The organism is Brevibacterium aurantiacum (genome assembly GCF_900169065.1).
Taxonomy (GTDB): Bacteria; Actinomycetota; Actinomycetes; order Actinomycetales; family Brevibacteriaceae; genus Brevibacterium; species Brevibacterium aurantiacum.
Genome location: NZ_FXZB01000016.1, coordinates 70,289 through 84,659 on the forward strand (window position 1 = coordinate 70,289; position 14,371 = coordinate 84,659).

Below are 14,371 nucleotides of genomic sequence, written 5' to 3' on the forward strand. Positions count from 1 at the left end.
CCACGCGCGGCAGAGTCGCATCAGGCGGATCTGCAGATGAGGCTTCGGAAACGCGACCACCAATAGTCGAAAGCCTCACGCCGGCGCTGTGCTCGCTCGTCACGCAGCTCCGTCTGCATACGAGCCTCGTCCACGAACAGCTGTGCGCTCTCCATGCTGCGGATCGAACTCCATTGGCACCCGCTGACCATGATCATCGCCCCCTCGCGCTTACTTCCAGTGTACTGCGCGAGGTGGCGCGGGTGATCAGCGATCGCACCCACTGATCGACAGCAGTTCTGATAGCAATCGCAGTTGGGTAGGGGCACAGACGAGATGACGCAACTCGCCTCGTGCACCTCATGCCACGGCAGGAGACTCTTGCCGCTTCGTAAATATGTACGTACACTAAGTACCTACATAGACGACTATGTGCTCACAACTGCTCACACAAAGGGGATTCGTCATGGCTGCCGAATCACAGATCACCAGTCGCGTTCCGCTTTTCGACGGGATGAACAGAATTCCTGGCGGCATCATGCTGATTCCGCTCATCCTGGGATCCATCGTCGGAACATTCTTCCCTGGCTTCCTCGAACTGGGAAACTTCACCTCGGCGCTGTTCCGCGACAGTGCATTGCCTCTCATCGGCATACTCATCTTCGCAACGGGCATGCAGATCACCCTGAAAACCTCGGGCCCCGTGCTTGCGACCACCGGCACGATCCTGTTGACGAAGTCGATCATCCCAGCTGGCCTCGTCGTGTTGTTGGGCCAGTTCGTCGGCATCGAGGGAATTCTGGGCGTCTCAATCTTGGCGCTCATCGTCATGATGGACAACAGCAATGGTGGACTATGGCTTGCCTTCACCGGTCGCTATGGAGACGCACGCGACCGCGGCGCTTACATGGCGTCGGCGATCAATGACGGACCGTTCTTCTCGATGCTCTTCCTGGGAGCAGCCGGTCTGGCCGACATTCCCTACACCCTTCTGCTCGCGGCTGTCATCCCTCTGATCATCGGCATCATCGTCGGAAACCTTGACGCGAAGTGGACCGAGATCATGCGACCGATCCCGAACATGGTCATTCCGTTCTTCGCCTTCGCGCTCGGCACCGGAATCGACCTCGGCAATGTCGTCACCGGTGGACTCTCCGGTCTCGTCGTCGGCGCGATCGCCACGGTCATCACCGGTACCCTTGCCTACTTCGGATACCGCTGGATTCTTCGCCGTGGCAGCCAGTCGGGCATCGGCATCGCCTCGGCAACGACCGCAGGCAACGCGATCGCAACGCCAGCCATTATTGCCGGGGCCGATCCGGCCTTCGAGCCCTACATGGAAGTTGCCACTGCTCAGGTCGCCTCCGCCGTTCTCGTCTCAGCAATCCTGGCTCCACTGCTGGCAGCCTGGGTGCTCAAGCGCCAGGGAGGAATCAAGAAACAAGACACCGAATCGGGAGCCGAGGACACGTCACCCCTGAGGTCTGAAGGACTGTGACCCAAGAACTTAAGCCTCAGTCGCCCGATGCGCCTTCTGTGGTGGTTGTGGCCGATGACCTCACCGGAGCCACGGACTCTTCCGTCCAGTTCGCTTACGCTGGGTGGAAGACACAGCTCCTGCTGTCTGAGGACAGCGTGACGCACCGGGAACCTGGCGCCGTCAGCGCACTGGTGACCGATGCGCGAGCTCTCACCCGAGCCGAGGCGCAGAATCGCACACGTGCCGCCGTGTTGTCAGGACACGATGCTGCGACTCGCCTCTACCTGAAGATCGACTCAACCATGAGAGGCACGATCTCATCGCAAATAGATGGCGCTCTCGAAGCCTGGCAACAAGATCATCCAGGAGCATTTGCCCTCGTTTGTCCGGCCTACCCTGCCATGGGGCGCACCGTCAGCGACGGACAGCTGCTGGTCAACGGGACGCCGGTGCAGGACACTGTGATTGGCCGTGATCCCGTCACGCCAGTGTCGACGAGTTCTCTTTCCGAGCTTCTCCCCGGTTCTGCCACCGTGACAAAGCCGCACGGTGAAACGTTCACGGTTGCGGCTTTGGTGGCATCGATCCGAACTGCACGGGCATCCTCGCCGATCATCATCATCGATGCCGGTGAATCGGCAGATCTTGATGTCATCGCCGAGGCGGCTGTCGAATTCGGTGACGACGTCGTCCCCGTCGGGTCGGCAGGTCTCGCGGCCGCGTTGGCTGTCAAATGGGGGACAGGCCTCGTTGCCCCGGCCGAATCAGACCGCACATGCGAGCGAGTCATCATCGTCGCCAGTTCACTCCATACTGTCACTCGAGAACAGGTGCAGGCCCTCGTCGACGTCGAGCCCCCTGAAGTTCAGGCCACCGAGGTTACAGTCCTGACTCCCGATCTGACCGCACTCTCTGACGAGGCGGCTCGGTCTGCTTGGCTGGAGACCGTGTCATCCACAGCATCGACCCCTATCGTCATCGTCGATGCCCCGGAGGAGAGGACGAGTTCCACGGACCTCGTCGCCGACCTGCTTGCCGGAGCGGCCGCAACGCTGATGCGCGATTCCGTTCCCACAAGTCTTATGCTGCTGGGCGGGGAAGGAGCACGCGCCGTGCTCAACCGCCTCGGCGCCGTGAGCCTGCGCATCCACTCAACGGTGCGCGAAGGTATGCCAATCGGGGCCATTGAGGGCGGCAGGGCCCATGGCGCAACTGTCATCACAAAAGCCGGAGGCTTTGGCCGCCGATCAGACGTCTTAGAAATCGCAGCAGAGCTTCTGCACAACAACGAAGGATCAACGCAATGACTCTCCCCGTATTGGCAATCACACTCGGCGATGTCGCAGGCATCGGACCGGAGATCACCGCGAAGTCACTTCTCGGCCATGATGATCTGCGCACAAAGTGCACTCCGGTTGTCATCGGTGACATCGCCTCGGTCAAGCGCGGTGTCGCATTCGTCGGCGGTGACGTTGAAGCAGTGCGTGAGATCAGCGCCCCGGGGGAGGCGAAGAACATTCCCGGGACCATCGAGGTTATCCAGGTGGGCCCTTCTCTCGCGGAGGTTGGTGTCGGTGAACTCAGTGCAGCAGCAGGAGACGGTTCCTACCGTTTCGTCGTTGAGGCCTGCCGCCTCGCCAGAGAAGGTGAAGTCGATGGAATCGTCACCGCACCGCTGAATAAGGCAGCCATGCACGCAGGAGGCCATAACTTCCCCGGTCACACTGAACTTCTTGCACATGAGTTCGGCGTCAAAGACTATTCGCTCGTACTTTCAGCCGGCGATCTCTATTTCTTCCACCTCACTACTCACGTTTCAATGAAGCAGGCGATTGAGAACATCACCTTCGACCGCACCTTGAGCGTCCTCAAGCTGGCCGGTGCCTTCGCAGAGTCAATGGGTACACCCGAAGAGCGCATCGGGCTCGCGGGCCTCAACCCGCATGCAGGTGAGAACCGCCTGTTCGGTGATGAGGACGCTGATGTGCTGACTCCCGCAGTCGAGGCCGCACAGGAACACGGACTCAATGTCGTCGGCCCGCTGCCAGGAGACGCACTCATTCCGGCCGCTGTGCGTGGCAACTACAATCTCGTGGTCGTTTGCTATCACGATCAGGGACACGCCCCCTTCAAAGCCGTCTATGGTGATGACGGAGTCAACATCACCGTCGGTCTGCCGGTTGTGCGAGTCTCAGTCGACCACGGCACCGCATTCGACATTGCCGGAGAGGGCATCGCCCGCGAGGCCAGTCTCGTTCTGTCGATCGAGCGTGCTGCGACTCTGGCACCTGAATGGGGCGTCGTCTGGGACGCGGCTCAAGCAATGTGAGACTGTTGTTACGCTGAGTCTGCGCGCATGGAGAGGAACGACAATGTGGATCGATGGCCTACCTTCGGGCGTGCTCGATTCTTCGCGGGACGAGCCTCTTCACCGGCAGCTGAGCGAAGTGATTCGGCAAGGCATAGCGGAAGGTGCGCTTCCTCCGGGCACGCGGCTGCCGACGGAAGCAGACTTCCAGGGTAAGTTCGGAATCTCACGATCCGTCGTTCGACAAGCGATGGCGGCATTGACCAATGACAACCTCATCCAGCGCGGACGTGGTCGTGGCAGCGTCGTTGCTCCGCAGCATGAACACCACCGGGCCGTGCAGAAGATGTCTGGCCTCTCCGCTCAATTCTCGAACTCTGGCGATTCCGTCACGACGGAGATCATCTCGCTCGAACGTGCAGCTGATCCACGTGCCCAAAAGGCGCTGGGCACTTCAGAACTGCTCGCGCTCAACCGCCGCCGCAGTGTCGATGGCGAGTCGATTGCCATTATTCATACTTGGCTTCCGCTCAGCCTTGTGCCAGGACTCGAAGCGAAAGATCTGGTGGACTCGTCTCTGCATGAGACCCTGCGCGCGCGATTCGGAATCCCTGTGACAGCAGGCCATCGTCAAGTCCGGGCTGTATCGGCGTCGGCAGAATTGTCCGCGTCGCTCGCGGTGCCGCTGGCCGCGCCGCTCCTGGTGCTCGAAGGCACCAGTTGTGACGACCAAGGCAATGCCATCGAGTACTTCTGCACCTGGCATCGCGCTGATCGTGTGGTCTTCGACGTTGAGGCGATTTCAGATCCCCCCGGAAGCCGACTTTTATCGACGCCGAAGCAGACTTCACTTCCGCAAAACGGTGCGGCTGATGCGACCGATCTGAGTGAAACAGCACGATCCATCGCTACTCAGATGAATGATCTTGCGAAGCGCATGAGCCGGCTGGGCTGAGCGCGACAAGTTCATCATCAGGGTGTGGCCCGCTTCAGAGCTCGGGGAACTCCACCCCAGTCAGCTCCTCCGACACAGCCCAAAGGCGCCGTGCCACCTCGGCGTCTTGCGCCTCGCGAGAGCGGCCGACGAGCTTCGGCTGTCCGAAGGTCTCCTTGAAACGGCGCGGCCCGACATAGCTGTTGCCCGGGATGTCGGCTGTCGCTGCGCACAGTGTCGGCACCGCACCCTGCTGCTCGTCCTGCGAGATCAGACCGATCACAGCCTCGGTGACGGACGCAAGCAGGCGGTTGCCCTGCAGTCGGTAGAGGTTCGTCGCCGCCAGACCCGGATGGGCAGCGGTCGCGATGACGGACGAGCCCACCTCGGTGAGCCGGCGCTGGAGTTCGGAGGTGAAGAGGAGGTTCGCCAGCTTTGACTGCCCGTAGGCCGGCATCGGCTTATACGGTCTGCGTTCCCAACTGAGGTCATCGAAGTCGATGGTCCCCATTCGATGTCCGATCGAGGACACGGTGACCACCCGATCTCGGATCTGGGGAAGAAGCAGGTTTGTCAGGGCGAAATGGCCCAGATGGTTCGTGCCGAACTGGGATTCGAACCCGTCAGCAGTGCGCCCCAGGGGCGGGGCCATGATCCCCGCATTGTTGATGAGGATGTCGATCGGGTCGGAAAATTCCTCGGCGAAGGCACGCACCGAGGCGAGATCGGCGAGGTCGAGTTCTCGCACATCGACAGGTCCGCGCATCGACTTCGCCGCGGCCCGTCCCTTGTCCAGGTTGCGCACCGCCAGCACGACATGTGCATCCATGCCCGCAAGCATGGACGCTGTGCCTCGGCCGATTCCGCTGTTGCCACCGGTGATGACGATGGTGCGGTCAGCCGCTGATGCGATGTTGCCATCGAGCCTATTGCCCATAAGGCCATCGTAAGCCCAAGTGAGACGTTCATGACTCCTCGCAAAATGTTAGGGTAGCCTTCGTGCCGCAGACTCCCTCATCAGGTTCGATGCTTCTCCGCAGAGCCGTCCGCCGGCGGCTCGGTTTCCTGCTTCCCGGCGTCATCACGATGTCGCTGTGGCAGGTCTGTGAGGCACTCGTCCCCGTGGCCATCGGCATCGTCGTCGACGTCGCGATCATCCCGCTCTCCCTCCCGATGCTCCTCGTCTCCATCCTCGGCATCGCCCTGCTCTTCACCGTGCTCAGCCTCGGCTACAGATTCGGTGCACGATTGTGCAACTTTGCCCGCGAACATGAGGCGCACGCCCTGCGCGTGGAAATCACCCACGCAGCTCTCACCTCGGCGAACCTTCCACCCGACCGCGCCTCCGGTGAGGTCCTCTCGATCGCCTCGGCAGACGCGGACACGGCAGCCCAGTCCTTCGCCCAGCTGGGACGAGGAATCGCCTCGGTGCTGGGCATGATCACGGCCGCCGTCTTCCTCCTCATCGCTGACCCCGTGACCGGACTCGTCGTCCTCATTGCAGTGCCCATCGGGCTGCTCATCGTTGCCCTGCCCGGACGATCCGTGTCCACCAAGGCCAACGCACAGCTCGAGGCCGTGGCGCGAGCCGGCCGGTCGGCCTCCGACCTCATGCACGGGCTGCGCGTGATCAAGGCCATGGGCGGAGAAACCTGGGCCGTGGACCGCTACCGTCACACCTCGGACGAGGCCGCGACCGCCGGCATCGCCACCGGTGAGAGGACCGGCCGCCTCGCCGGCCTCGGAGCACTCGTCATGTCGGTCGTGCTCGCCATCGTCCTCATCGTCGCCGGCCTGCGCCTCATCGACGGACAGATGAGCGTGGGCGCACTCATCGGCATCCTCGGTATGACCGCATTCCTCACCGAACCGATGCGCGCGCTGGCCGAGATCGTCGGCCTCTTCGCCCAATCCCACGGAGCAGCCCAACGGATCACCCAACTGCTGAACGACATAGACGATGCCGAGCCGACGACAGCACCGTCGGACGCACCAGCACCGACCGTCGATATCGACGACGAGGCGATCAGCATCCGCGATTGGTCCGTGGGGGAGGAGCGCACGGTCGACGTCACCACCAACTTCGGCACCCTGACCTGCATCGTCACAGAGGACCCCGCACCGGAGTCGGCGCTTCTCGCCGCCCTGAGCACCCACGCCCGCGGTACCACGGTGGGGCAGATGCTCGTCTCACCGCACACGGTCGACCTGTTCGAGGGCACCATCCGCTCCAACATCACCATGATCCCGGGTGCCGGCGAGGCCCCTGTGAGCGCCGAGGTGCTGGCCGCCTCGGGTGTCGACGAACTCCTTGGTCTCGTCGAGAATGGACTCGACCACCGCATCCAGGAACTCGGCGGCAACCTCTCCGGTGGTCAGCGCCAAAGGGTGGCCCTGGCCAGGGCCCTGCACGCCGACCCGCAGGTCCTTATCCTCCACGAACCCACGACCGCGGTCGACGCCGTCACCGAAGCACGCATAGCCTCCGGCCTTCAGGACCTGCGCAGCTCACGCGGTGGTGCCGCCACGCTCATCTTCACCAGCTCACCGGCCTTCCTCGCGGCCGCCGACTCGGTCGTGTTCGTGCCCACCACCGGCCCCAGCCTCGTGGGCAAGCACGCCGAGCTCCTCGCCGCCGCGGACGACTCTGCTGCAGACGCCGCCGCAGCCTACCGAAACGCGGTGACCCGATGAGTGAACAGTCTCCTCAGACCACACTGGCGATCGCCTCTCGGCGTCGCTCATTCGCCCATCTGGCTCCGCTGCTGCGCGCCCGCTGGAACTGGCTCATCGTCCTCATCCTCGCCGGAATCGCCAACGCCGGTGCCGGACTCGTGGGACCGTGGGCGATCGGCCGCCTCGTCGACGAACTCCCTGCCGGAGCCGGCTCAGATGTCGTCATCACGTGCGCGATCGCCGTGGCCATCGCGGGCGTGGTCATGGCCTTGGGCACCTGGATCGGCGCGTGGGCGCTGGCCCATATCGCGATGCCCGTCGTCGCAGACCTGCGCACACAGGTCGTCGACTCCGCGCTCACCCTCGAAGCACAGCGCATCGAATCGACGGGAACGGGTGACCTGGTCTCGAGGGTCGCCGACGATTCCCGCAAGATCAGTGAGGCCGCAGCGCAGGTGCTGCCACTCGTCGTCGAATCACTCCTCATCGTCATCGTCTCCGCTGTCGGTCTGGCCGCGATCGATTGGCGCCTGGGCATCGTCGGCCTCGTCGCCCTGCCGATGTACTGGCTCACCCTGCGCTGGTATCTGCCCAGGTCGGAACCGCTCTACAAGGAGGAGCGCGCTGCCTTCGGGCGTCGCGCCGGACGTCTCCTCGGTGGACTCACCGGTGCCCGAACCCTGCGTGCCTACCGTGCGGAGTCCGGGGAGCTCTCCCGCATCGACGCCGCCTCAGGGCAGGCCCGGGACCTCTCGATCGGCGTATTCAGCTTCCTCACCCGCGCCTTCTCACGCAATAACCGCGCCGAGGCTGTTGTGCTCTCTCTGCTCCTCATCGCCGGATTCGCCCTCGTCTACTTCGGGGAGACGACCGCTGGTGCCGTGACCACCGCGGCCCTGGTCTTCCACCGCCTGTTCAACCCGATCGGTGCCCTGGTCGGCCTCTTCGACCAGGTCCAATCCGCAGGTGCCTCACTGACCCGCATGGTCGGCGTCATCGATGAGGCAGCAAGCTCGCCGAGGCGGACGAACGACATCAGCATCGACCGTCCTGCCCTGGTGCTGGAGGACCTATGGTTTTCCTACGATGAGGATCCCGAATCGAGCAATCATGTCCTCAAGGGTGTGAGTCTGCGTCTGAACCCCGGTGAGGTCGTCGCCGTCGTCGGCACCACCGGGGCCGGGAAGTCGACGCTGGCCCGGATCGCTGCGGGACTTTCCGCACCCACCCGCGGCCGAGCTGAACTCGCCAGGGGCACAACCACCTCGGCGGGGGAGACGAAACGGTCGGTGTCACTGACCGAGCTGCCCGACGACAGGCTGCGCGGGCACATCACGATGGTCGCCCAGGAGGTGCACACGTTCACCGGGACCCTGCGTGAGAACGTGGCGCTGCCGGTCCCGGCGGCCACGGATGAGCAGATCATCGCGGCATTGGACACGGTCGGTGCCAGCTGGGCCACCGCACTGCCGCACGGGCTGGACACCGAGGTCGGTGACGGCGGCACACGCCTCAGCGCCGTTGAGGACCAGTCGATCGCCCTGGCCAGGCTGGTGCTTGCCGACCCCGACTTCGCGATCCTCGACGAGGCGACCGCGGAGGCCGGATCCGCCGGTGCTCACGTGCTCGAAGCATCTGCCCGTTCCGCCCTCGCCGGACGTGGTGCCCTCGTCGTCGCCCACCGCCTCAGCCAAGCCGAGACCGCTGACCGGGTTCTCGTCATGGAGCACGGACGGGTCGTCGAAGAGGGCCCGCACGAGGAGTTGGTCGCGGCAGGTGGCCGTTACGCCCAACTGTGGTCGGCGTGGTCGGCGTGATGTTGCGGCCGGGGCGCGTGGACGCTCAGCGCCAGCGCTGCCAGGCTGCCTGACGGCTGACGTCGGCCATCTCGGCCACCCGGGCCCAGGAATTGTGCTCGGCCATCGTGCGAGCACTGGTCCCCAGAGCCTCACCGACCTCGGCGGAGAGGCTGAGCAGAGCCGAAAACGCCTCGGGGTCCGGCGAATGGGACAGATCGTGGACGGCCTGCCGTGCTGTGTCGAGCAGATCGGCCACAGCGGAGCCCGCGAATTCCCTGACCGGGTCCGTGATCGGCTGGTTCTCGGGCTGCCCGTCGACAGGTATCGGTTCGGGGCTGTCTTCATCGAGGGTCACGATGATCATCTCCTCGGTAGAGTTCAGGCTGCGGGTCCAGGTGCGGTCGTGCCAATGATATTCGACCTCGCCTCGCAGCGGCAGATAGACGGCAGTGTACAGGGTGCCGAAGGCGTTGTCGTAGTCGTCGCTGAAGACTCCGGGGCTGAGCATTCTCTCGGCCAGCTCCTGCACATCGCACCCCTGTTCCACTGCCTCGGTGAGCAAGTCCTGTCGCTCGAGGCTGCGGAATCGTCGTGCATGTTCGGGGAACTCCGGGTGGCGACCGCGATGGTTCGTCGCCACCGGATCATCGATGACCTCCGGGGCCATCCCGGGACCGACGTAGGCCGTCACTGCTGTGCCGTCGGCATCGATCATGGTCAGGTTGTAGAACATGGACACCGGTATCGTCTCGAGTCGGCGCAGGGCCTCCGGCACGGAGTCGGCGACCTCCAGCAGGAAGCGCACGACCAGCGGAGCGGCGAAGCCGTCACCGTCGCCTGGACGCCCACCGAAGGCCAAGGAGACGGCGAGTCCGTCCTCGTTCATCCCATCGAGGAGACCCCATAGGCAGTCGGAGGTCCCGATCACCCGGCGTGAGCCGAAGCGAGTCGAGGCGTGGACCTGTTCGAACAGCTCCAACCCGTAGTCATAGTTGCGCACCAGCGCCGGCTCATGTGATTGCAAGGCAACCTGTGAACAGCCGGGGAGGAAACGCGGCGGGTTCCACAGGGTGAGCATGCGTGCCGCGGTCTCGTCCCCGCGTGCGAGTTCGACCAGGCGCTGCCAGGTGGGGACGAGTTCGGGCATGTGTTCGCGCAGTTTGGCCTCGGCTGTGGCCAGACTGGGCCGAGCGAGATCCCCGTCGCGGAGGTACCACGCCCGGTAGCCGGGCCAGACGGCATCGAACAGTGACTGCCAGCGGGTCGAGGGGCGGTCTTCGGTGATTGCAAAGAAATTGAATGAAGTCATGCGTCAAGGTTAAGTTGACACTCCTGGTGTGTCAACTTAACCTTGACAAGACTTGGTGATTGGATCTTTCACCGGCCGCGAGACGAACTGCGATCAGCTGAGCCCCAGAATCGTCGTGGCAATGGTGAAGTAGATGATCAGGCCGGTGGCGTCGCAGAACGTGGAGATGAACGGGTTGGAGAACACCGCCGGATCCGCCCCGACGCGCTTCGCGATGATCGGCATCAGTCCGCCCACGGTCGCGGCCATCATGCACACTGACAGCAGAGTCAGTCCGATGACCAGACCGATCGGCCACCCATAGACCAGACCGGCGACGATGAAGCCCAGGGTGCCGAGCACAGCTCCCAGCAGTGCACCGACCCGCAGCTCGCGCCAGATGACTTTCCCGAGGTCGCGGATTCTCACCTCGCCCACGGCCAGTGCCCGGGTCACTGTCGTTGCGGCCTGGTTGCCGGTATTGCCTCCCGTGCCGGTGAGCAGCGGGATGAAGAGAGCGAGGATGACGACCTGGTCGAGCCGATCCTCATAGACCTCGAGAACCTGGACGGTGAGGATTGCGGAGACGGCGAGGACGAGCAGCCACACGATGCGGCTCTTGACCAGCCGGAAGATCGTCGAGGACAGGTAGGAGCGGTCGAGGGGTTCGGAGCCGCTGGAGCGGGCGATGTCCTCGGCGTCCTCCTCATCGACGATGTCGAGGACGTCGTCCATGGTCAGGATCCCGACGAGGCGGTCCTCCTGGTCCACGACCGGCATCGCAATGAGCCGGTGGGAGAGGAACTGGCGGGAGGCGACCTCACGGTCGGTCAGCGCCTGCGTGCTGATGGATTCGCGCACCAGGTCCCCGACGGGAGCCTCGGCCTCGGCGGCGATGAGGTTACGCAGTGACACCACGCCCAAGAGGACACGACCGACCCCGACGACGGGCAGGAGGTAGACGGTCTCGGGACCGTCGATGCGAGCGCGGACGACCTCCATCGCCTCGGCGGCGGTCCAATCCTCGTGGAGGCTGAGCACCTCGGGTGACATGTACCGGCCGATCGCCTTCTTCGGGTAGCCGAGGACCGCGGTGGTCATCTCGCGTTCTTCGGCATCGAGTCCGCTCATCAGCCTGCGGGCGACGTTGGCGGGAAGTTCGCCGAAGAGTTCGGCACGGTCGTCGGGGTCGAGGCCCTCGACGATGTGGGCGACCTCCGGTTCCCGCAGGCTCTGGATCAGTTCCGCCTGGTAACCCGGAGGAAGGTTCTCGAAGACGGCAAGAGCTTCATCCTTATCCAGGATGCGGAAAAGGACCGCCGACTGCAGGGGTGTGCTCGTGTGGACGAGGCGGGTCAGCTCGGGGAGGGGAACCTGGTGGGCAAGTTCGGCGATCTCGTCCATCGCGGCCCGGTCGATGCGTCCCGACAGCGCGGATTCGAGGCGGTCGGCCGCCGAGTTCTCCACCGTCATATCAGTCATGACTGCTCCTTAGCGTCCGGGGCCCGGGTGATCGCTGTCCAGCCTATGTCACCGTGAGACGCCGGGCCCAAAGCGGCCCGCTGGTGACGGGTACGATCGTTATATGGTGGGGCACGACAACTACGCGACGAACTATGTGACCGGGACTCTCACCAAGTGGGTGCGACGCTCGACGCTGCTTGCCACTGGAGTGCTCTCCGCGGTTCTGCTGGCCGGCTACCCGTTTCTGCCCGATCTGATTCCCACTCACTTCGACCTTGCGGGCAGGGCCGACAGCTACGGTCCGAGCTGGACTCTGTTCGTCCTCGTCGGTCTGCTCTGTGTGCTCATCGCCGCAACCTCATGGTTGTCCACTCGGCCGCAGATGCTCAACTTCCCGGTCGTCGTGACCGCAGAGAACGCGCAGTCCGTCTTTCGGGAGTCTGAACGGATGATGGTGTGGGTCTCAGCGGCCCTGTTCATCGTCTACGTCGGCACCGCCATCTCTGTCTGGGGCGGCTACGGCGCCCCATTCTTCCTCGCCGGCATCCTCGGCCTGGCGACCGCGACGATCCTCGGGGTCAAACGAACACTCTCGGCCGGTTGAGCTTCCGCTTCAACGCCGGGCAGCCTCCGGCACCCGGACGGTGAGCACGGGCACGGGGGAGCGGAGGATGAGGCGCTGGGCGACGGAACCCAGCAGAACCTTGCCCACCCGGGACCGACTGCGCACACCGAGGACGAGTCGATCCACCTCGGCGTGGTCGGACAGCTCATCGAGGACGGCCGTGACCGGATCACGGTCACCGCGTCCGGAACGGTTGATGAGCGTGACATCGAGATCGGCAGGGATCTCGTCGTCGGTGAAATCGTGGAGGGTGAGGTTGATGAGCAGCAGACCGGTATCCAGGGCTCGGGCCTCGGCGACGGCACTGTCCAAGGCCGTGCGGCCTTCGGGGCTGTCGGTGACTGCAACCGCAACTGACATGGTGACTCCTTACTTTCTGCCGTACTTCGCCTTGAACTCGCGCTCGAACTCGGCGAGGTCCTTGTCCTTCGTCTCGGGCAGGAGCGTGTAGAGGAAGATGAAGGCGATGACGGCGCAGCCGGCGAACATGCTGAAGGTCGCGGTCATGCCCATCGCCTCGATGAGCGGTGGGAAGAATTGGGCGACGACGGCGTTCATGATCCACAGCACGAAAACGCAGATGCCCATGGCGAAGCTGCGGATCTTCATGGGGAAGATCTCTGAGAGCATCAGCCAGGTCAGCGGTCCCACCGTGCCCTGCATGGAGAAGACGAAGAGGACGAGGAAGACGAGGACTGTCCAGGCTTGGGCCGGTCCCGGTGGAATGACGACCGCGGTGAGCGCGATGAGGATGTGGAAGAACGCGATGAGCGCGTAGCCGGTGAGGAACATGACTCGACGCGGCAGCCTGTTGAGCAGGAACATGCCCACCGAGATGCCGGCCAGGGAGAAGACGCCGTTGGCGATGTTGCCGATGATGGCGACCCCGGAGTCGAGTCCGGCATTGGTGAGCAGCTGCGTGCCGTAGTACATGACCGAGTTGATGCCGGTGAGCTGCTGGAAGAAACCGAGGCCCGCACCGATGATGACCAGGCGCAGGACCCAACGGGTTCCGAGGTCGGAGAGCCCACCGGTGGCCTGCTTGGCGTCCTCGGAGGCGAGGTGGGTGACCTCGGCGAGCTCCGCCTCGGCGCGTTCGGGGGAGCGGACCTGTTTGAGGACCGCGAGAGCCTCCTCGGTGCGGCCCTTCGAGATCAGCCAGCGAGGACTCTCGGGTTGGAAAATCATGCCCACGAGCAGGGCGATCGCGGGTAGGAGGGCGACGAGGAGCATCCAGCGCCAGATGGAGTCGACGTGGCCCCAGATGTTGAAGATCACGGCGTTGATGATGAACGCTGCCAGCTGTCCGGCGACGATTATCAGCTCATTGCGGGTCACGAACGACCCGCGCTTCTCCGAGGGCGCGATCTCGCCCAGATACACAGGCACGGTGGCAGAGGCCCCGCCGACGGCGATGCCCAGGATGAAGCGCGAGCCGATGAGGAACTCCGCGCCCGGGGCGAGTACACAGCCGAGAGTGCCGATGATGAAGACACCGGCGAGCAGCAGAATCGTGTGCCGGCGGCCATAGGCATCGGCGACGCGACCGCCGAAGACGGCACCGAAAGCGGCACCGACCATGAGGCTGGCGACGACGAGGCCCTCGGAGAGGGCGGTGAGGTTGAAGTCCTCGCTCAGCGGCTCAAGAGCGCCGTTGACGACTCCGGTGTCATAGCCGAAGAGGAGACCGCCGAAGGTCGCAACAGTGGCGATGATGCCGAGGCGGTGAACAGGACGACCAGAACCGGCATGCGGCAAGTCGAACTGCTGTCGATGGGGATAGGGCGATGACGACAAGAGCGCCTCCTTTCCTCTCTC

General features: G+C 64.0%; 12 protein-coding genes. 7 read left to right on the forward strand and 5 right to left on the reverse strand.

The window, feature by feature from the left end; all coding sequences use genetic code 11:
- Positions 1-445: 445 nt before the first annotated feature.
- The 4 genes from BAUR9175_RS12140 to BAUR9175_RS12155 are packed head-to-tail and all read left to right on the forward strand — an operon-like array spanning position 446 to position 4,722.
- Positions 446-1,477 (forward strand): 2-keto-3-deoxygluconate permease, encoded by a 1,032-nt coding sequence (locus BAUR9175_RS12140; RefSeq protein ID WP_069599534.1) that lies wholly within the window; start codon positions 446-448, stop codon positions 1,475-1,477.
- Complete coding sequence (locus BAUR9175_RS12145; RefSeq protein ID WP_069599535.1) at positions 1,474-2,766, forward strand: four-carbon acid sugar kinase family protein; 1,293 nt, start codon at positions 1,474-1,476, stop codon at positions 2,764-2,766. The genes BAUR9175_RS12140 and BAUR9175_RS12145 overlap by 4 nt, the downstream gene beginning before the upstream one ends.
- Positions 2,763-3,788: a 4-hydroxythreonine-4-phosphate dehydrogenase PdxA gene (gene pdxA, locus BAUR9175_RS12150; RefSeq protein ID WP_009881587.1), complete on the forward strand. Its 1,026-nt coding sequence runs from the start codon at positions 2,763-2,765 to the stop codon at positions 3,786-3,788. The genes BAUR9175_RS12145 and pdxA overlap by 4 nt, the downstream gene beginning before the upstream one ends.
- 43 nt (positions 3,789-3,831) lie before the next feature.
- A complete protein-coding gene (locus BAUR9175_RS12155; RefSeq protein ID WP_083248655.1) occupies positions 3,832-4,722 on the forward strand; it encodes a GntR family transcriptional regulator in 891 nt (296 codons plus the stop codon).
- 34 nt (positions 4,723-4,756) lie between these two features.
- Here BAUR9175_RS12155 and BAUR9175_RS12160 read toward each other — a convergent pair whose 3' ends face one another.
- Positions 4,757-5,638 (reverse strand): oxidoreductase, encoded by an 882-nt coding sequence (locus BAUR9175_RS12160; RefSeq protein ID WP_069599536.1) that lies wholly within the window; start codon positions 5,636-5,638, stop codon positions 4,757-4,759.
- 62 nt (positions 5,639-5,700) lie between these two features.
- Between BAUR9175_RS12160 and BAUR9175_RS12165 the strand changes: the two genes are divergently transcribed.
- The gene (locus BAUR9175_RS12165; RefSeq protein ID WP_257944329.1) at positions 5,701-7,395 is read left to right on the forward strand and encodes an ABC transporter transmembrane domain-containing protein; all 1,695 of its coding nucleotides are present in this window, start codon (positions 5,701-5,703) and stop codon (positions 7,393-7,395) included.
- Positions 7,392-9,194 (forward strand): ABC transporter ATP-binding protein, encoded by a 1,803-nt coding sequence (locus BAUR9175_RS12170; protein ID WP_101583926.1) that lies wholly within the window; start codon positions 7,392-7,394, stop codon positions 9,192-9,194. The genes BAUR9175_RS12165 and BAUR9175_RS12170 overlap by 4 nt, the downstream gene beginning before the upstream one ends.
- A 25-nt stretch (positions 9,195-9,219) precedes the next feature.
- On the opposite strand, the gene BAUR9175_RS12175 is transcribed toward BAUR9175_RS12170, so the two are convergent.
- A complete protein-coding gene (locus BAUR9175_RS12175) occupies positions 9,220-10,485 on the reverse strand; it encodes a C45 family autoproteolytic acyltransferase/hydrolase (protein ID WP_101583928.1) in 1,266 nt (421 codons plus the stop codon).
- Between the two features lie 93 nt (positions 10,486-10,578).
- Positions 10,579-11,946: a magnesium transporter gene (gene mgtE / locus BAUR9175_RS12180; RefSeq protein WP_009881593.1), complete on the reverse strand. Its 1,368-nt coding sequence runs from the start codon at positions 11,944-11,946 to the stop codon at positions 10,579-10,581.
- 103 nt (positions 11,947-12,049) lie between these two features.
- On the opposite strand from mgtE, the gene BAUR9175_RS12185 reads away from it, so the two are divergent.
- Complete coding sequence (locus BAUR9175_RS12185; RefSeq protein ID WP_009881594.1) at positions 12,050-12,532, forward strand: DUF1648 domain-containing protein; 483 nt, start codon at positions 12,050-12,052, stop codon at positions 12,530-12,532.
- Between the two features lie 9 nt (positions 12,533-12,541).
- On the opposite strand, the gene BAUR9175_RS12190 is transcribed toward BAUR9175_RS12185, so the two are convergent.
- Together BAUR9175_RS12190 and BAUR9175_RS12195 are read right to left on the reverse strand one after the other, a co-directional pair.
- On the reverse strand, positions 12,542-12,913 hold the full coding sequence (locus BAUR9175_RS12190) for a universal stress protein (RefSeq protein WP_009881595.1): 372 nt from the start codon (positions 12,911-12,913) through the stop codon (positions 12,542-12,544).
- Between the two features lie 9 nt (positions 12,914-12,922).
- Positions 12,923-14,350, reverse strand: a complete 1,428-nt coding sequence (locus BAUR9175_RS12195; RefSeq protein WP_101583929.1) for a sugar porter family MFS transporter — start codon at positions 14,348-14,350, stop codon at positions 12,923-12,925.
- Between the last annotated feature and the right edge of the window lie 21 nt (positions 14,351-14,371).